Raw genomic sequence first — 18,157 nt, forward strand, 5'->3', positions numbered from 1 at the left:
ATATATTGAAATCTAGAACTTAAAGGCAACCTTTATGCCTGGATTAAAAGCATATATATCCATACATGGTTTGAGAACCGATTACCGTAGGCGAAATTCTGATAGCCAGGTTATCTCCCACATCAAAATAGGAAAGTCTCGCATCCACATAAGCCTCAACAATATTTACCACATATAAACCAATAAAAGAAAAAAGGACAACCTCTCTGTTTCTTCTGTAAACTTCTTTAGCTGTTGTTAAGCCTTGAGTGGAGACATTAAACAGGTAGTTTCCTGGTGTAGGCTGACCACCATGCTCTGCTCTGTACTGAAGCTCTGTAAGATACTCCTTATATTTACTGTTATTCTGAATATAAGACATAGCAAGCAAAGTTCCTCCAGTATAAATCGCAGCAATTTTAATCCCGCGATAAACAGTCAGTCCATTTCCATACTGCCCCCATCCCGGAATCATTGCAGATCTGAGGGCCGCTTTTCTGCCAGCAATACGACCAAGATTTACATAACCTGTATCCACTTTCACAGGGGTACGTTTAAGACTATCACCTTTAACAGTAAAAATTTTCTGTCCGCTGACTGCAAAAACAGTGCAGCAAAACAAAACCGATAACAGTAATTTTTTGGACATTACCAATCTAATAATTCTAATATTCTGCTCAGGTCATCATCAGAAACAAAAGGGATCTCAATTGCCCCTTTACCATTTTCACCAACTTTAAGTTTCACTTTGGTAGCAAATCTTGAAGCCAGATCTTTTTGCAGTTTCTGATATTCGAAAGACACACCCAAAGGCTGTCTTGCACTTTTAGGTTTTATCTGAAGACTATTGATGCTTCTGACTAATTCCTCTACTTTACGTACAGACAATCCCTTGTCAATAATTTCCTGATGAATAAACAATTGTTTATCTGTTTCCTCTACATTAATCAACGCACGGGCATGGCCCATAGAGATTTTCTGATCACGGATTGAGATTTGTATTGCGGGGGGTAATTTAAGTAAACGCAGATAATTGGTAACAGTTGAACGGTTTTTGCCAACACGTTCACCCAGTTGTTCTTGTTTAAGGTTACACTCTTCAAGCATACGCTGAAAGCTTAATGCAACTTCAATTGCATTCAGGTTTTCACGCTGAATATTTTCAATCAGAGCCATTTCCAGCATCTGCTGGTCATTAGCCTCCCGTACATATGCCGGGATTTCTGTTAAGCCTGCTAATTTAGATGCTCTCAGACGTCTCTCACCAGAAATTAACTGATAATTTCCTCCCTCAGCTTTTCTGACAGTAATCGGCTGGATTAACCCCTGTACCCTAATGGAATCAGCAAGTTCATTTAAAGCTACCTGATCAAATTCAGAACGCGGCTGATAAGGGTTAGTCGCGATATCACTGATTTTGATATTACCTATATTGCTGGATTGCGCTTTCTGTTCAGTTTCACTGACTGGATTAATCGCATTTTTTTGCGGATGAGCAGAATCTGAATCATCCAAAAGTGCACTTAATCCTCTACCTAAACCTGTTTTTCGCTGAAAAGATGTCATTAAGTTATATTTAAATTGTTGCCGAAGTCAAACCCTGGCTTTCTTTGACCAATCCGTTTTTACGGACAATCTCCCGGGCAAGGTTCAGATAATTTATTGCTCCCTTACAGTTTGCATCATGCATGATGACCGAAATCCCATAACTAGGTGCTTCACTTAAACGGGTATTTCGCTGTATGATTGTATCAAATACAAGTTCCTGAAAATGTGTTCTCACCTCTTCAACTACCTGATTAGACAAACGTAAACGTACATCGTACATCGTCAGTAAAATACCTTCGATTTCCAGTTCAGGGTTTAATCTGTTTTGTACAATTTTTATGGTATTTAACAATTTACCCAATCCTTCCAATGCAAAATATTCACATTGAACGGGGATAATAACAGAATCCGCAGCAGTCAAAGCATTGATTGTAATCAGACCTAATGAAGGTGAACAATCAATAATGATGAAATCATACTGATCTTTAATTTTTTCCAGAACAGCTTTCATCTTGTACTCTCTGTTGGTCAGATTGATCATTTCAATTTCTGCACCAACCAGGTCAATATGTGCTGGTAATAAATCCAGATTAGGAGTTTCTGTCTTTTGAATAGCTTCTGAAGGTTCTACATCGTTAATGATGCATTCATAAATACTATTTTTGATGCTTCTGGGATCAAATCCAATTCCAGAAGTTGAATTGGCTTGAGGGTCAGCGTCTACTAATAAAGTTTTATATTCTAATACGGCCAGGCTGGCGGCTAAATTTATAGATGAAGTCGTTTTACCCACTCCACCTTTCTGATTTGCCAATGCAATAATTTTACTCATTTATCTTTTTAATAATTACCAATTATTTCCTGAGAATTTGTGAATTAGATCCTTTATGTAAAAAACGCTATTTTTACCTACATTTAGGGGCTTTTTAACAATTAGCTAAGATACAAACTAAATGACAATATTAGCGTTAAACAATAGAGTGTTTTAAACATCTTATTAACAATTTTTACATGATTACGATCATTTCCGGCACAAACAGACCCGAAAGCAATACGCTGAAAGTCGCAAAATATTATCAGAACACACTCTCTAAAAAAGGGCAAGAGGCTAATATACTGAGTCTGACAGATCTCCCAGGACAATTAATTATCTCCGATTTATACGGAAAAAGATCTCCTGAATTCAAAAAAATTCAAGAACAAATTACAGCAGCTGAAAAATTTGTTTTCATCATTCCCGAATACAATGGAAGTTTTCCGGGTGTTTTGAAGACCTTAATAGATGCCTGCGATTTCCCGGATAGCTTTTATGACAAAAAAGCGTGCCTTGTAGGCATATCATCGGGTAAATATGGTAATATCAGGGGTATTGACCACTTTGGTGGGGTATGCAGCTACCTCCACCTGCATGTGCTTCCTTTACGTCTGCACATTCCAGCTATAAAAACTGAACTTGACGAGCACGGCAACTTCTATAAGGAAGATACTTTAAAATTTACAGGACAACAGATGGATAAGTTTATCGCTTACTAAACAGCAAAGTGGTCCAGTTCTTACCTTCATTCCCAAAAATAAAGTATCCGGGATAAAGCATTTCTGCCATGTCTTCCATAGCCTCAACAAAGGATAAAGGATCACTTAAAAAGGCAGAAGTGTCTTCCATCAAATAGACTCTGTTGTAAGCAACGGCAGGCCATTCCTTTTCCAGAAGATCAGGGACCAGTCCCATCATTTGCCCAATACCTATATTTGTCTGGTGATAGATCAGCACTTTTGCCTGCTGTACAATTTCAAGCACTTCGCCACCAACGGTCTCAATGAGGACGTTTAAAACATGATTAGGTGTATTATTTGTGTCAAGACAGGTTACAGGCACTTTGTCCATAAATTTAATCTTATGCAGAATGATATCCACACGCTCCTGCAGATCTTCGCGCAGCGTTTCATCCTCAACATTATTTATAAGTGCATTTAAAAAAGACATATCGATTAATTTATTACTTTGTGCAAAAGTAATATTCCTGACCTGATGATGCCCCGAATTATAAAAAATATTTTTTACACTTTATGTGTTATTGCAGTCTGTGGCTGTCATTTAACGTCTGATGACGGGGACAAAAAAGTCTTTAATATGAACTTTGATCAGAGTTTGACCTCACTGGATCCTGCTTTTGCACGTAATCAGCCGGCGATTTGGATGATGAATCAGCTCTTTAACGGACTTGTTCAGGCGGATAGCCAGTTAAATACTATTCCCGCTATTGCCAAATCATGGGAAGTATCTGCCGACTTATTACATTATACTTTTCATCTGCGAAATGATGTATTTTTTCATAACGACCCACTTTTTCCTGGAGGGAAAGGCAGAAAGGTAATTGCATCAGATTTCGCTTACAGCTTTAACCGTCTTTCAGATCCTAAAGTAGCTTCTTCGGGAGGATGGATTTTCAGTGATAAAGTAAAGGACAGTCATAGTTTTGAAGCCCTTAATGATACCACATTGATCATACATTTAACAAAACCCTTTCCTGCATTCCATTCAACCTTCCTTCTACTACACAATATTGTGTAGTTGTACCTCACGAAGTAGCGGATCATTATGGAAAAGATTTCAGGAGCCACCCTATAGGCACGGGGCCTTTCCGCTTTAAATACTGGAAGGAGGAAGAAATACTTGTCTTGCTTAAAAATGAAAATTACTGGGAGAAAGAAAACGGGAACCCCCTTCCCTACCTGGATGCAGTTAAAGTTTCTTTTATCACTGACAAACAAAGTGCTTTCATGTCCTTTATCAAAAAAGATCTCGATTTCTTTTACAGTGTTGATGGAAGTTACCGCGATGATATTTTAACTAAAAGCGGTCATATGACCAGCAAGTATAAAGGGAAATTTCAACTAATTAAAGGAGCTTACCTTTGTACAGAATATATCGGCATATTGGTGGATACCTCAAAATCTATCGTCCGAAACTCCCCTTTAAGATTTAAAAAAGTACGGCAGGCAATCAATTATGGAATAGATAAACCAAAATTGATCAAATACCTGCGAAATGGCACTGGTGTACCGGCTACTTCCGGCTTTGTACCTAAAGGCATGCCCGGGTTTGACAGCACCAAAGTAAAAGGTTATCACTATGACCCGGCAAAAGCAGCAAAACTACTTGCAGAAGCTGGTTTTCCACACGGAAAAGGAATGCCAGAAATAACGCTCAGCACCTCTACTACCTATAAGGATCTTATTGAATTTATCCAGGGAGAACTCAATTCACTGGGCATGAAAGTCAAAGTGGACGTAACCCCAAGTTCCAGCCTGCGGGAATTAATGTCTAAAAACGAGGTCAACTTTTTCAGAGGCTCCTGGATTGCTGACTATCCTGATGCTGAAAATTACCTCACTGTGTTCTATTCTAAAAACCGTGTACCTTATGGCCCCAATTACACGGGCTATTTCAATAAAGAATTTGATCGTTTATTTGAACAGAGCTACTATGAGGGTGATGCAAAAAAACGTTATGCGCTATACCAGAAAATGGATAACATGGTGCAGAAAATGCCTCGATCGTACCTATTTTATATGACCAGTCTGTTACCATGCTGCAAAATAATATTACTGGCTATCCTATCAATCCGTTAAGTGTAATGATCCTGAAAAGGGTTAAAAAGAAGTAGATTATTTATAAAAAAACCACGTCATCAATGATAACGTGGTTTTTTTTTTTTTTATAACTAATAATTGATCTTATTGTTTAGGACCGCCACCAGCTCCTCCGCCTAATCCACCTGCACCTTCATCCTGTTTCAAATCATCATTATTAATTCCTTTTTTCTTCTTCGGACCAGTGAAAGTTACTTTACCAAACTTGTAACTAAAGTTAACTCCGAAAGACCTTAGCGGATAATAGATATTCATATTCTGACGGAAATCGTCTCCTTTATTCTCATTATGAATATGCAGATCTCTTGAAAATACATTCAGAACATTGATACCTACAGTTGCCTTCTTTTTCATGATGTCTTTCTTAAACGCACCACCGTAAAAAGCCATTGGCTGAAGTCCCTTGAAAAGTTCTTTTTGAAGCATTATAAACTCCAAAAAGTTCAGTATTCCATCCGCCTTTGAAAGAAATAGCTGACCTTGCAAACACCGAATAATTTACAAACACACCAGTACTCTGGTTAGTCTGATAATTTCTTACATCATATGTATTTAAACTAAAATTTCCCATTAAAGTCCATTTAGGCAATGGGTTATACGTAGCAAACACGTTAGCACCATAAGATCTGTTCTTACCAACATTCGCATAAGTCGTCAGCTTTTGCTCAGGGATAAACAAACTCTCAATAACATCCTGAGTAGTGCGGTAAAATACAGACGCATTAATCACAGACCCTTTGATAAAAGTCGAGTAACCAAGTTCTACAATATCACTTATCTCAGGGCTCAAATTCGGATTACCCTGCTGCTGATTTTCAGGATCATTCCTGTTTAAGAAAGGATTCAGATAAGACAAACTTGGTCTTTGCATCCTTCTGTTATAACTTAATTTCAATGTAGAGTTTCCTTTAAGCGTTTTTGAAATAATTGCACTTGGAAATAAGTTAAAATAGTTATTATTAAAATTCAGTGAAGAACCAGATACGCCGCTAATATCAGTGTATTCAGCTCTTAAACCTCCTTTTACATCAACCGTTTTAGCCAGTTTAAAACTCAAAACCCCATAAGCTGCACCAACGTCCTGTTTATAATCGAAGTCCTGATCACTGCTCTGATACTTACTTTTTATATTTCTTAAGATTCCCTTAACACCAGTTTCCAGCGTCATAGTTTTGCTGAAAGGATATACATAATCCGTCTGTAAAGTATACTCATTATTTTTACCTGTGTTATCACCAATCACATCAGGAGCAAGCTGCGACCCATCTAAATTGATCAGCCTGGTATTAAATTGTGCTGTATTCCTGCCAAAACTAGCCTGACCTGAAACCGTAAATTCTTCCCCTTCTTTTTTCGTTGTTCTTCTATAATCTGCACTCCAGTCTATATTTTTAAAACTATATTATTATTATCAGAAGCACGTACGTAACTGGCAGTTTTCATAATTGTATCCAGGATACTGCTGGTTACATTAGAACTCCCGTTTGAGCCATTTGTAAAATCATTATATTTTATATTCGTAGAAAGACTGTTATAACCATTTATATCATAGTCCAGTCCTATGCTACCATTATAACCATATCGTTTCGCCCTGGTAAATCCATCCTGGAAAACATGAGACTGTTTACTATAAACATCATTTTCCAGAACAACCCTGGTATCTTGCGGAATAGCATATTGACCGCCAAAGTTCGAACTGATACCCAAACGCCCTTGTTTAGCATTTAAGCTAAAATTACCATTATTCTGACGCGTACCAACAGATAAAGCCGCATTTCCATTTACTCCCTGAGCAGTTTTCTTTTTAGTGATAATATTGATAATTCCACCAGCACCCTCTGCATCATATTTTGCAGAAGGACTTGTGATCACCTCAACACTTTTGATTTCTTCGGCAGGAATCATTTTTAGCGCATCAGCTACACTGTTTGACATCGTACCTGATGGTTTTCCATTAATCAGCACCCTAACCGCAGAGCTTCCGCGTAAAGAAGGGTTTCCATCGATATCTACAGTAACCATTGGCACTTTACGCATAACATCGCCCGCATTACCACCAGCAGTCGTTACATCCTGTTCCGCATTATAAACAAGCTTATCAATTTTGGTTTCTATCATCGGCGTTTTACCGACAATAGCAACTTCTTTCAAATTGCTTTCCGTCCCAGTCAGGTAAATATTGCCCAAATTTAAATCAGGTTTTTCCTGGCTTGTTTTCACCAGCATAGTTTTACTTTTATAGCCCATAAACCCAATCAGTAATTTATACTGTTCAGGAGCCACATTTTGAAGCACAACTTTACCTTTAGCATCAGTAACACCGCCGTTAACCGATTTATTATCTTTAACCCTCATTAAGGAAACTGTTGCATAATCAACAGGTTGTTTTGTAAACGAGTCAGTCAAAATTACAGCACTTATCCTACCCGTTATAGTTACCTTTTGCGCTCCCCCGCCCAAATTGAATTGCGCATTAACCTGCTGCATCAACCCCAGGGAGGCAAATAATAGTAATAGTCTTTTCATAATTTTTAATAGTGTGATTCTTTGTTCTAGATTAGTCGGCACAAATCTAACTATGTTACAGGCTATTTAAAATTGTTTTTGCCAGCAGGGCGATTATGGCCGGTGAACAGCAGGAATTTACCGGTAAATTCCATATAAAAAATGGTCATTAAGGATCTTACACCCTAATAACCATTATGTAACAATTATATTTGATTCAGATTAAATCACAATATTTACAATACGTCCTTTAACTATAATCATCTTTTTAGGCGTTTTACCATCAAGATATTTTTGAACCTGCTCATCAGCCAATACGATTTCTTCAATCTCCTTAGCCTCAAGAGCCAAACTCAGATTTAAGTTTAATCTTGTTTTTCCATTTTACAGAAACCGGATAGCTGAATAGCTGAATTCATCTTCCACTAAATGAGCCGGATTAAATTCAGGATAAGCCGTATAAGATAAGCTATCTGTGTTGCCTAACAATGACCATAACTCTTCTGTAATATGCGGTGCATATGGAGAAAGAACAACAACCAGGTCCTGCAGGATACTTCGTTTATTACATTTAAGATCCGTCAGCTCATTTACCGCGATCATAAAGCTTGATACCGAGGTATTGAAAGAAAAACGTTCAATATCATCCTGTACTTTTTTAATGATCTTATGTAATGCTTTTAACTCTGCTTTTGTAGGTTCAGCATCTGACAAAGTAAATTCCCAGGAGTCATTATGGAATAAACGCCAGAATTTACGAAGAAATTTAAATACACCTTCAATCCCGTTCGTGTTCCATGGCTTACTTTGTTCAAGCGGGCCTAAGAACATTTCATACATCCTTAAAGTATCTGCACCATAACTAGCGATCAGTACATCAGGATTAACGACATTGAATTTGGATTTTAGACATTTTCTCTACCTCTACGCCACAAATATATTTACCATTCTCCAGGATAAATTCGGCCTCAGCAAATTCCGGTCTGAATAACTTAAACTTCTCAATATTCAGAATCTCATTCTCCACAATATTTACATCAACATGTAATGCTGAAGTTTTGTAGTCATTTTTCAATCCATGAGAAATTAATGTATTAGTACCTCTGCCAGACTCATCAACGACACGGTAAACAAAATTACTTCTGCCCTGAATCATTCCCTGGTTAATCAGTTTTTTGAAAGGTTCTTCCTCCTTTACATAACCCAGATCTTTTAAAAACTTATTCCAGAAACGGCTATACAACAAGTGACCGGTAGCATGTTCAGCACCGCCAATGTATAAATCTACGTCCTTCCAGTATTCAATCGCTTCCTTACCAGCAAATGTCTTCTCATTATTGGCATCCATATAACGATACCAGTACCAGCTTGAGCCTGCCCATCCTGGCATTGTACTCAATTCATAAGTATATTGGTTTTCGTAAGTCCAGTTTTCTGCCCTGCCCAATGGCGGCTCACCAGTTTCTGTTGGTAAATACTTATCTACCTCAGGTAATAATAATGGTAATTCAGATTCTTTAATCAGGTAAGGCAATCCGTTTTTAAAGTAAACAGGAATAGGTTCTCCCCAGTAACGCTGACGGCCAAATATCGCATCACGCATACGGAAATTCACTTTCGCCTTCCCTACTTTCTGATCTTCCAGCCACTTATTCAAAGTAGTTGTTGCTTCAGTATAAGTCATTCCATTGATAAAACCAGAATTGATATAATGGCCTTCTTTTGTTGGGTCAGCTTGTATTTCAATATCTTTTTGTTCGTCAAGAATCTGAACAACCGGTAAGTTAAAATGCTTTGCGAATAACCAGTCACGCTGATCTCCGCTTGGCACCCCCATTACCGCACCTGTACCATAACCAGCAAGCACATAATCAGCGATCCATAACTGGATACGCTCACACCTTACAGGATTAACAACATATGTACCAGTAAAAGCACCAGAAACAGTTTTAGTATCCGCCATGCGGTCTAATTCAGATTTCTTTTTAGTCTGTTCTATATAATTCTTAATATCATTTACCTGTTCTGGCGTAGTCAATGCAGCTACCAATTCATGTTCTGGTGCTAATACCACATAAGAAACACCAAATATAGTATCCACACGTGTGGTAAATACTTCAATGAAATCTGTATTAATATCCGCATCAGTCTCGATTTTGAAGCGAACACTCGCCCCTACACTTTTACCAATCCAGTTACGCTGCATCTCTTTAACCGGCTCCGGCCAGTCAATCGTACTCAAACCTTGTAACAAACGTTCTGCATAAGCAGAAATACGCATGCTCCACTGCATCATTTTTTTCTGTTCCACAGGATGCCCGCCGCGTTCAGAAAAACCATCTTTCACTTCATCATTAGCCAGTACCGTTCCCAGTGCTGCACACCAGTTTACTGTACTTTACTTTTCAGAAAAATGTCAAACGGTACTTCAACAGTTCTTCCTGTTTTTCTTCGGCAGTCATAGCTGCCCAGTCGCTTGGCATGAAGCTTTTTACATCTTCATCACTTGCCGCTTTCACATCAGCACTGCCCGAAGCATTGAATTTTTCAATTAAAGTAGTAATATCTTCAGCACGGTCGGTTTCCAGGTTATACCATGAATTGAACAACTGCATAAAAACCCACTGCGTCCATTTATAATATTCAGGTTCGCTGGTACGTACCTCACGGCTCCAGTCAAAAGAAAAACCAATCTGATCTAACTGACGACGGTAAGTACTGATATTTGCTTCAGTAGTTAAAGCCGGATGCTGACCTGTTTGTATCGCATATTGTTCTGCTGGTAATCCAAATGAATCATATCCCATAGGATGTAAAACATTATAACCCTTTAATCTTTTGTATCTTGAAAATATATCGGAGGCAATATAGCCCAGCGGATGGCCAACATGTAAACCCGCACCCGAGGGTAAGGAAACATATCAAGCACATAAAATTTAGGTTTGGCTGATGTCGCCTCTGCTTTAAACGTTTGGTGTGCTGCCCAAAACCCCTGCCACTTCTGTTCTATTTCTTTAAATTGGTAATCCATTACAAAAATCCTTTATATACGGCGAAAATAAAGAAATTAAGGAGGTTTTAGAAGCCTTATCAAAAGAACTTTAGCGATATAAACGATATTCATACCAAACTAGATATTTTACCCGTTTAAAAGGCATCTAGTTTGCATATATTTTTTTATTTTCGCAGAACATAAAATACACCCAACTCATAAAATATGGAAGAATTTGAAGTTAGTGATGCTTCTAAGAAGACGAAAACCATTTATATCTCTACTATATTTAGTATAACCCTGGTTTTGTTGATGCTTGGCGTATTAGGACTAATACTGGTACATGCTAAGAATCTTTCTAACTATGTAAAAGAGAATATCGTATTAAATATCATAGTTGACGAAGGCGCGAAAGAAGCTGACGTACTGCAATTTCAGAAAGACCTGAATGCTAATCCGGCAGTTAAACAGACTCTTTATGTCAATAAAGAGCTTGCTGCAAAAAACCTTACGCAGGATTTAGGAGAAGATTTCGTGAATTTCCTGGGTTACAATCCTTTGTTATCTACAGTAGATGTTTATCTGAAAGCTGATTATGCAAACAATAAAAGTATTGATGCACTGAAAGCTACGATCAGTAAAAACCCTGTGGTTAAAGAAGTAATTTATCAGAGTTCATTAATTGATATGGTGAACAAAAACATCAATACAATTGGTTTAATTGTATTGGGATTTGCAGCTATATTACTGGTCATCTCTATTGCACTGATCAATAACACGATCAGACTGGCAATTTATTCTCAGCGTTTCCTGATCAAAAGTATGCAGTTAGTAGGTGCTACGAAGAATTTCATCCGCAAACCCTTTATTTTCTGGGCAATGCTTCACGGTTTAATTGCTTCGTTCATAGCTATCTGATTTTGCTTGGTCTTTTATATTACGCACAAAAAGAAATCCCTGAAATCATTATTCTGAGAAATTATACCGAATTTGGTATCGTTCTGCTTGGTTTAATAGGCATGGGAATTTTCATCACCGCGCTAAGCACAACCTTTGCAGTAAGCAAATATTTACGTTTAAAAATTTACGACCTTTACAGATAATAGCAAATGATCGAGAAAAAAGCTGGTCCTGCAACGCAAGACGCTAACAATGAAATGGTTTTCAAAAAAAAATTATCAATTGCTGTTAATCAGCATTGTGATTGTTGTAGTTGGCTTTATGCTGATGATAGGTACAACCGATATCTATGACTTAAGAAAAACTCTTCTGGCTCCAATGGTAGTACTTTTTGGATTCGGATTTGGTATTTATGCAATCCTGAAAAAGTAAGTTTTAGATGACTCTTATAGATGCTATTATTCTCGCTGTTATAGAGGGACTGACTGAGTTTTTGCCAGTTTCTTCTACGGCCATATATGATCATTGCTTCTTCCTTTATGGGAATAGCATCCGATCCATTCGTTAAATTATTCACAATTGCTATCCAGCTTGGCGCTATTTTATCAGTAGTCGTATTGTATTTCAAGCGTTTTTTCAAAACGATTGGTTTCTATGTTAAACTGCTGGTGGCCTTTATTCCCGCAGCTATTTTCGGATTACTGCTGAGTAAAAAGATTGATCAGATGCTGGAAAGTCCGATGACAGTTGCCATATCTTTAGTTGTTGGCGGTGTAATCCTTCTTTTTGTTGACAAGTGGTTTAACAAACCGACTATCCATGAAGAAGAAGAGATCAGCTATCTGACTGCTTTAAAAATTGGCTTCTTTCAATGTCTTGCAATGATTCCTGGTACATCAAGATCGGGTGCAAGTATTGTTGGTGGTATGTCTATGAAATTAAGCAGAAAAGTAGCTGCTGAATTCTCTTTCTTTTTAGCTGTCCCTACGATGTTTGCAGCAACAGGAAAAAAGTTATTCGATTTTTTTATAAAGAAGGAAATACAATTAGCCATGACCAGATTCAGCTTCTTGTAGTTGCTAATGTCATTGCATTTATTGTAGCCTTACTCGCTATTAAAAGTTTTATCGGTTACCTGAATAAACACGGATTCAAAGTGTTTGGCTGGTACCGTATCATTGCTGGATTGATCATCATTGTATTAATATATAGCGGGCATAACCTGCAAATAATTTAATGTGTAAATTGCAGCTTAATTTAGATTACCATTTTGAGTGCACAAAAGTTACTGGAAAGAACCTTCAATTTTGCTGAAGGAGAGTTATTACTCATCAATAAACCCTACAAATGGACAAGTTTTGATGTAGTAGGAAAAATAAGGAATTCGTTAAAACCCCTGAAATTAAAAGTTGGCCATGCGGGTACATTAGACCCCCTGGCTACAGGTTTGTTGATTTTATGTACAGGAAAACTGACTAAACAGATCGATACCTTTCAGGCAGAAGATAAAGAATATACCCGGAACAATGATCCTGGGGGCAACAACTCCTTCATTTGACATGGAAACGGTAGTAGATCAGGAATATCCGCTTACAAATTTAACAGAAGAAGCTATTTATGCTGCTACTGCCCCATTTACAGGAGATATCCAACAATATCCACCAGCACATTCTGCGGTAAAAGTAAACGGAGAACGTTTATATGTTAAAGCCCGCAGAGGTGAAGAACAAGAATTAAGACTTCGTTTTGTATCCGTACCAGTCTTTGAAATTACCCGTATTGCTTTACCAGAGGTTGATTTCAGGATAGTTTGCAGTAAGGGCACTTATATCAGATCTTTGGTTTCCGACTTTGGTAAACACCTTGAAAACGGTGCATATTTATCAAAACTAACCCGTACCAGAAGTGGTAGTTTCTTATTAGAAGATGCCTTTGAAGTAACCGATCTGGTTGAATATCTTAAAAACAAAAGAGAAGCAGCCGCAGCTGAACAGTCTACTCCAAACACTTAATATATACTATGCACAATCATCTCAAAAACTCATATTTACGTCATCTAAAAGATTTTACTTTGATTGGACTGGGCATTGTTTCCGCCTGTTTCGGTCTTAAAAGCTTCCTGATGCCGAGTGAGTTTATCGATGGTGGAGTAACGGGTATATCCCTGTTGATCAGCACGCTGACAGGATTTAAACTTTCCTATCTGATCCTGCTGATTAATATTCCATTTGTGATCCTTGGTTATTCTCAGATAGGTAAAGCTTTTGCTATAAAAACAGCTTTAGCAATCATTATACTAGCTGTTTTTCTGATTATCCTGCCTTTTCAACCAATTACTCACGATAAGTTACTAATTGCTTTTTTCGGTGGTCTGTTTTTAGGAGGTGGTATTGGTTTAGCTATGCGTGGCGGATGTGTGATTGACGGGACAGAGGTTCTGGCTTTGTACATCAGTAAGAATAGCATGCTCACTGTGGGGAACATCATCCTGATCCTGAATATTCTTATTTTTGGGGTAGCAGCAGCAATTTTATTGGATATAGAAACAGCGATGTATGCCATCCTGACCTATTTATCAGCGTCCAAAACCATTGACTTTGTGGTAAATGGACTGGAACAATATATTGGCGTAACCATTATATCAGAGAAAAAAGAGGACATTAAGCTGTTTCTGATTAACGATATGAAAAGGGGTGTGACCATTTATAAAGGTGAAGGCGGATACGGAGAGAAGAAAAAAATTGATATTTTATATACAGTAGTTACAAAACTTGAAATGGGTAAACTGCAAAATGAAATCCGCCAGATAGATCCGGATGCTTTTATTGTGCAGCAGCAAATCTCTGACATCAAGGGAGGAGTAGTAAAACGACATGCCCTGCATTAATTTTAAAGATTCTGATGAAACCATCATGTGCATCAGCATACAAACCAAAATGAATAGGAACCAAGTAGCACATGATAGCTTCATTACCGATAAAAAAACAGTTATATTCCAATGAAAATATATAACCACCTTCTGAATTTAAAAGGTTGAACAATGCTGTTGCAACCATAGGCACTTTTGACGGCGTACATTTCGGGCATCAAAAAATCATTAACAGGCTTTGTGAACTGGCAAAAGCCACCGATGGCGAAAGTGTAATCCTCACCTTCTTCCCTCACCCAAGGCTGATTATTGACCCTGAAAATCAGGATTTGAAAATGATCAATACCATTGAAGAAAAAGCCGAAATATTAGCAGGCTTAGGAGTTGATCATTTAATTATCACCCCATTTACCCGGGATTTCTCTAACCTCAGCCCTGCTGAATACATTAAGAATATTTTGGTTGATACTATTGGAATTAAACAGCTGATTGTTGGTTATGATCACCGTTTTGGAAAAGACCGTTCTGGAGGCATGACAGATTTAATTGCCTTTTCAGGTCCTTATCAATATGAGATCGAGGAAATCAAAGAACAGGATATTAATGATGTGGCGGTAAGTTCTACTAAAATCAGAAAATCCCTTTTAAAGGACAGGTTGGTCTGGCGGCAAAATATCTTGGTTATAACTTTTCCCTTTACGGTCCCGTAATTAAAGGCGATAAGATAGGTCGTACCATTGGTTTTCCAACAGCTAACATCTTTATTGAACAGCCCTATAAACTGATTCCTTCAGATGGAATTTATGCCGTAACCGTAGAAATGGAGAACGAGACTTACAAAGGGATGGCTTACATCGGTCAGCGTCCTACGATTAACGGAATGACCAGGAATATAGAAGTTAATATCTTTGATTTCAATAAAGAGATATACGGCCAATACATCAAAATGAACTTTATGGAGTTTCTGAGACACGACGTAAAATTCACTGGTCTGGAAGCACTTAAAGTACAACTTCAAAAAGATAAAGAAGATACATTGTCTTATTTTAAAAATCATAGCTAATCAAAATAAGCAATTTCATTTATTGAAATATTACACTATTCCATCAAAATAAAGACCATTTCTCTAAAGAAAACGCCTATTTTTTTGTATATTTTACAATAATGAGTTTTTTTTTTTAATGATTATCACAATCTTTTTCATAACGAATTCATGCTTTGCCTTAAAGCCTGAGCCCATTCAGGCTGCCTGTATACCTGGTTTAGAAATTAAACCCGCAGCACTCCATAATCTGCTTCATAAAACACAACAGGAAGACATTTCGAACTTAAACAGGGATACATCAGAGCAGCTGACACTAATAATACAGCACAGAATCCACAAACAAGTCTTAGTTTGTTTACAATTGTTTCATCTGCCGGAAAGTAAATCAATCAGAAATACACCTGTCGGACCTTATCATGCGCAAACACATTTCCATTATAATTTCATATACGATTTTTTGTATCCAAATCACGTTTTCTGGTAACGCCATAACAGCAAAACCAATAACCCGTTTTTTTTTTACAATTAAATACCATGTATGTTACACCTACCCGTATTAATAACTGATTTAGGCTTAATACTCGCAGCAGCCGGAATCACGACTCTGCTTTTCAAAAAAATCAAACAACCATTAGTACTAGGCTATATTCTTGCCGGTTTGCTCGTTGGCCCGCATATTAACTTTATCCCTACCGTAACCGACAATGACAGCATTCATATCTGGGCCGAAATTGGAGTTATCTTTTTATTATTCAGTCTTGGATTAGAATTCAGTTTCAAAAAACTGGTTAAAGTTGGTGGTTCTGCATCCATAACTGCTATTGTAGAAGTCGTTTGTATGCTCCTTATAGGTTTCGTTGCCGGCAAGGCCATGGGCTGGAAAACCATGGACAGTATTTTCCTTGGTGGGATACTATCCGTTTCCTCCACAACAATCATTATCCGTGCCTTTGAAGAACTAGGCGTTAAACATAAAAAATTCGCCGGCCTGGTTTTCGGAGTCCTGATTGTCGAAGACCTTGTAGCCATCTTACTTTTGGTTTTGCTTTCTACTTTAGCAGTAAGTCAGCAATTCGCCGGAGCAGAGATGTTTTTCTCTATCCTTAAGCTACTCTTCTTCCTTATCTTATGGTTCATTGGCGGTATCTTTCTTGTCCCTACATTCCTTAAAGCGACAAAGAAATTAATGAACGACGAGACTATGCTGATTGTCTCCATCGCATTATGCCTGCTCATGGTATTACTAGCCGTTAAAGTTGGATTCTCTCCCGCATTAGGAGCGTTTATTATGGGCTCAATCCTTGCCGAAACGACACAGGCAGAAAAAATTGAGCACTTAACTAAATCAGTAAAAGATCTTTTTGCGGCAATATTCTTCGTATCCGTAGGAATGTTGATTGACCCGGGTATCCTTATCGATTATGCCGTACCCATCCTGGTGATTACCATAGCTACAATCTTTGGTAAATTCCTGAGTTCAGGCTTAGGTGCTTTAGTTTCAGGGCAACCCTTAAAAACATCCGTACAAACCGGGATGAGTTTAGCACAGATCGGAGAGTTTTCTTTTATTATCGCTACCCTTGGGCTCACCCTGAAAGTTACCAGTGACTTCCTTCCTTTACCCTATAGCGGTAGCAGTTTCGGCGATTACCACCTTTACTACCCCCTACCTGATCAAAGCATCAGAACCGTTTTATCTTTTTCTGGAGCGTACCCTCCCAAAAAGCTGGGTTGCTGCCATCAACAGATACAGCTCCAGTACCGCTGGAATTACCACAATGAGTGATTGGAAGACCCTGCTAAAGTCATATACTTTCAATACCATCATCCATTCCGTCATCCTGATTGCCATTATCTTTCTTGGTTCCCGTTACCTGCATCCCTTTATCACAAAAAACCTGATTAACGGTAACAAAGGAATTATCATCAGTCTCATCATCTCATTGATCGTCATGGCTCCCTTTTTATGGGCACTGGCTATCCGGAGAATCGAAAGAAAAGCCCATTCCCATTTATGGTTAAACAAAAAGTACACCCGTGGCCCATTAATTGCCCTGGAAGTATTAAGAGTTGCCCTCGCCTTATTTGCTGTATGTTTCCTGATCTTCCAATATTACTACAATACCTTGGTCGCTATGGCCATTGCCCTGGCATTGATTATCACAGGGATGATCATTTTCTCCAGGAAACTGCAAACCTTCTATGATCGTCTGGAACACCGTTTTCTTTACAATCTGAATGCGCGGGAAGAACAAAACAAGCAGCCGGAAATATTACCCTGGGATACCCACTTAACAGAATTGACAATTGCACCCGAATCATCCTTAGTAGGGAAATCCCTCATCGAGCTGGCTGTACGGGAAAAATACGGTGTAAACATTGCCCTTATCGAGCGAGGAAATATGATGATTCCTACCCCGGGACGTGATGAAAGGTTATATCCAAATGATAAAGTAATGCTGATCGGGACCGATGATCAGCTGGCAGCAGTTGGCGAGCTTTTTAAAGGCAAACCAAATGAAAACCAGGAAAGTGCATTCCCTAAAAAAGATATGACTTTACAGAAGATCGTCATTAATACTTCTTCACCAGTATTTGCCCAGACCATCCGGGACTCTCCGGAATACGGGAGAAAACCCAGGGTTTAGTGGTAGGTATTGAGCGC

14 protein-coding genes and 5 pseudogenes are annotated in these 18,157 nt (G+C 38.2%); 12 read left to right on the forward strand and 7 right to left on the reverse strand.

Annotated features, from left to right (window positions below; translation table 11 throughout):
• Nucleotides 1–43: 43 nt before the first annotated feature.
• Genes ACWYN3_RS22875 through ACWYN3_RS22885 form a run of 3 tightly spaced genes read right to left on the reverse strand, consistent with a single transcriptional unit; the run spans nt 44 to nt 2,359 of the window.
• Nucleotides 44–628: a DUF5683 domain-containing protein gene (locus ACWYN3_RS22875; protein ID WP_456216494.1), complete on the reverse strand. Its 585-nt coding sequence runs from the start codon at nt 626–628 to the stop codon at nt 44–46.
• Complete coding sequence (locus tag ACWYN3_RS22880; RefSeq protein ID WP_456216495.1) at nt 628–1,545, reverse strand: ParB/RepB/Spo0J family partition protein; 918 nt, start codon at nt 1,543–1,545, stop codon at nt 628–630. Before ACWYN3_RS22880 ends, ACWYN3_RS22875 begins: the two co-directional genes overlap by 1 nt.
• 10 nt (nt 1,546–1,555) lie before the next feature.
• Nucleotides 1,556–2,359, reverse strand: coding sequence for a ParA family protein (locus ACWYN3_RS22885; protein WP_041882301.1), 804 nt, complete (start codon nt 2,357–2,359; stop codon nt 1,556–1,558).
• A 179-nt stretch (nt 2,360–2,538) separates the two neighbouring features.
• On the opposite strand from ACWYN3_RS22885, the gene ACWYN3_RS22890 reads away from it, so the two are divergent.
• Nucleotides 2,539–3,060 (forward strand): NADPH-dependent FMN reductase, encoded by a 522-nt coding sequence (locus ACWYN3_RS22890; RefSeq protein WP_456216496.1) that lies wholly within the window; start codon nt 2,539–2,541, stop codon nt 3,058–3,060.
• Here the strand turns inward: ACWYN3_RS22890 and ACWYN3_RS22895 are convergent.
• Nucleotides 3,047–3,511 carry a hypothetical protein gene (locus tag ACWYN3_RS22895; RefSeq protein WP_456216497.1) on the reverse strand — a complete coding sequence of 155 codons (465 nt, stop codon included), beginning with the start codon at nt 3,509–3,511 and terminating at the stop codon, nt 3,047–3,049. The genes ACWYN3_RS22890 and ACWYN3_RS22895 overlap by 14 nt on opposite strands.
• 147 nt (nt 3,512–3,658) lie before the next feature.
• Here ACWYN3_RS22895 and ACWYN3_RS22900 point away from each other — a divergent pair, with 147 nt between their 5' ends.
• Both ACWYN3_RS22900 and ACWYN3_RS22905 read left to right on the forward strand, forming a co-directional pair.
• Complete coding sequence (locus tag ACWYN3_RS22900) at nt 3,659–4,099, forward strand: ABC transporter substrate-binding protein (RefSeq protein ID WP_456216498.1); 441 nt, start codon at nt 3,659–3,661, stop codon at nt 4,097–4,099.
• Nucleotides 4,060–5,160 (forward strand): ABC transporter substrate-binding protein, encoded by a 1,101-nt coding sequence (locus ACWYN3_RS22905; RefSeq protein WP_456223119.1) that lies wholly within the window; start codon nt 4,060–4,062, stop codon nt 5,158–5,160. Before ACWYN3_RS22900 ends, ACWYN3_RS22905 begins: the two co-directional genes overlap by 40 nt.
• A 105-nt stretch (nt 5,161–5,265) precedes the next feature.
• On the opposite strand, the pseudogene ACWYN3_RS22910 reads toward ACWYN3_RS22905, so the two are convergent.
• From ACWYN3_RS22910 to leuS, 3 genes and pseudogenes are all read right to left on the reverse strand, one after another.
• Nucleotides 5,266–6,568: pseudogene (locus tag ACWYN3_RS22910) on the reverse strand (outer membrane beta-barrel family protein).
• Complete coding sequence (locus tag ACWYN3_RS22915; protein WP_456216499.1) at nt 6,565–7,707, reverse strand: TonB-dependent receptor; 1,143 nt, start codon at nt 7,705–7,707, stop codon at nt 6,565–6,567. Before ACWYN3_RS22915 ends, ACWYN3_RS22910 begins: the two are co-directional and overlap by 4 nt.
• 201 nt (nt 7,708–7,908) lie before the next feature.
• Nucleotides 7,909–10,717, reverse strand: a pseudogene (gene leuS / locus ACWYN3_RS22920) (leucine--tRNA ligase).
• Between the two features lie 186 nt (nt 10,718–10,903).
• Between leuS and ACWYN3_RS22925 the strand changes: the two are divergent.
• From ACWYN3_RS22925 to ACWYN3_RS22965, 9 genes and pseudogenes are all read left to right on the forward strand, one after another.
• A pseudogene (locus ACWYN3_RS22925) lies at nt 10,904–11,781 on the forward strand (cell division protein FtsX).
• 49 nt (nt 11,782–11,830) lie between these two features.
• Nucleotides 11,831–12,010, forward strand: a complete 180-nt coding sequence (locus ACWYN3_RS22930; RefSeq protein ID WP_456216500.1) for a DUF3098 domain-containing protein — start codon at nt 11,831–11,833, stop codon at nt 12,008–12,010.
• A gap of 86 nt (nt 12,011–12,096) precedes the next feature.
• Nucleotides 12,097–12,654, forward strand: a complete 558-nt coding sequence (locus tag ACWYN3_RS22935) for an undecaprenyl-diphosphate phosphatase (RefSeq protein WP_456216501.1) — start codon at nt 12,097–12,099, stop codon at nt 12,652–12,654.
• 11 nt (nt 12,655–12,665) lie between these two features.
• On the forward strand, nt 12,666–12,815 hold the full coding sequence (locus ACWYN3_RS22940) for an undecaprenyl-diphosphate phosphatase (RefSeq protein WP_456223120.1): 150 nt from the start codon (nt 12,666–12,668) through the stop codon (nt 12,813–12,815).
• A gap of 24 nt (nt 12,816–12,839) precedes the next feature.
• A pseudogene (truB, locus tag ACWYN3_RS22945) lies at nt 12,840–13,590 on the forward strand (tRNA pseudouridine(55) synthase TruB).
• A gap of 8 nt (nt 13,591–13,598) precedes the next feature.
• Nucleotides 13,599–14,465, forward strand: coding sequence for a YitT family protein (locus ACWYN3_RS22950; RefSeq protein WP_456216502.1), 867 nt, complete (start codon nt 13,599–13,601; stop codon nt 14,463–14,465).
• A gap of 111 nt (nt 14,466–14,576) precedes the next feature.
• Nucleotides 14,577–15,510 (forward strand): annotated as a pseudogene (locus ACWYN3_RS22955) (bifunctional riboflavin kinase/FAD synthetase).
• Nucleotides 15,511–16,030: 520 nt separating this feature from the next.
• Entirely contained in the window at nt 16,031–17,278 is a 1,248-nt protein-coding gene (locus tag ACWYN3_RS22960; protein WP_456216503.1) for a cation:proton antiporter, read from the forward strand.
• On the forward strand, nt 17,271–18,140 hold the full coding sequence (locus tag ACWYN3_RS22965) for a cation:proton antiporter regulatory subunit (RefSeq protein ID WP_456216504.1): 870 nt from the start codon (nt 17,271–17,273) through the stop codon (nt 18,138–18,140). The genes ACWYN3_RS22960 and ACWYN3_RS22965 overlap by 8 nt, the downstream gene beginning before the upstream one ends.
• Nucleotides 18,141–18,157 lie beyond the last annotated feature (17 nt).

This window comes from Pedobacter sp. NJ-S-72 (genome assembly GCF_053890575.1).

Excerpts from the sequence above, each read along its gene's own strand:
- ACWYN3_RS22900 (WP_456216498.1), top strand. The coding sequence starts at position 3,659 with ATGAACTTTGATCAGAGTTTGACCTCACTGGATCCTGCTTTTGCACGT.
- ACWYN3_RS22885 (WP_041882301.1), bottom strand. The coding sequence starts at position 2,359 with ATGAGTAAAATTATTGCATTGGCAAATCAGAAAGGTGGAGTGGGTAAA.
- ACWYN3_RS22950 (WP_456216502.1), top strand. The coding sequence starts at position 13,599 with ATGCACAATCATCTCAAAAACTCATATTTACGTCATCTAAAAGATTTT.
- ACWYN3_RS22875 (WP_456216494.1), bottom strand. The coding sequence starts at position 628 with ATGTCCAAAAAATTACTGTTATCGGTTTTGTTTTGCTGCACTGTTTTT.
- ACWYN3_RS22890 (WP_456216496.1), top strand. The coding sequence starts at position 2,539 with ATGATTACGATCATTTCCGGCACAAACAGACCCGAAAGCAATACGCTG.
- ACWYN3_RS22880 (WP_456216495.1), bottom strand. The coding sequence starts at position 1,545 with ATGACATCTTTTCAGCGAAAAACAGGTTTAGGTAGAGGATTAAGTGCA.
- ACWYN3_RS22965 (WP_456216504.1), top strand. The coding sequence starts at position 17,271 with ATGAGTGATTGGAAGACCCTGCTAAAGTCATATACTTTCAATACCATC.
- ACWYN3_RS22895 (WP_456216497.1), bottom strand. The coding sequence starts at position 3,511 with ATGTCTTTTTTAAATGCACTTATAAATAATGTTGAGGATGAAACGCTG.
- ACWYN3_RS22935 (WP_456216501.1), top strand. The coding sequence starts at position 12,097 with ATGATCATTGCTTCTTCCTTTATGGGAATAGCATCCGATCCATTCGTT.
- ACWYN3_RS22930 (WP_456216500.1), top strand. The coding sequence starts at position 11,831 with ATGAAATGGTTTTCAAAAAAAAATTATCAATTGCTGTTAATCAGCATT.
- ACWYN3_RS22915 (WP_456216499.1), bottom strand. The coding sequence starts at position 7,707 with ATGAAAAGACTATTACTATTATTTGCCTCCCTGGGGTTGATGCAGCAG.
- ACWYN3_RS22960 (WP_456216503.1), top strand. The coding sequence starts at position 16,031 with ATGTTACACCTACCCGTATTAATAACTGATTTAGGCTTAATACTCGCA.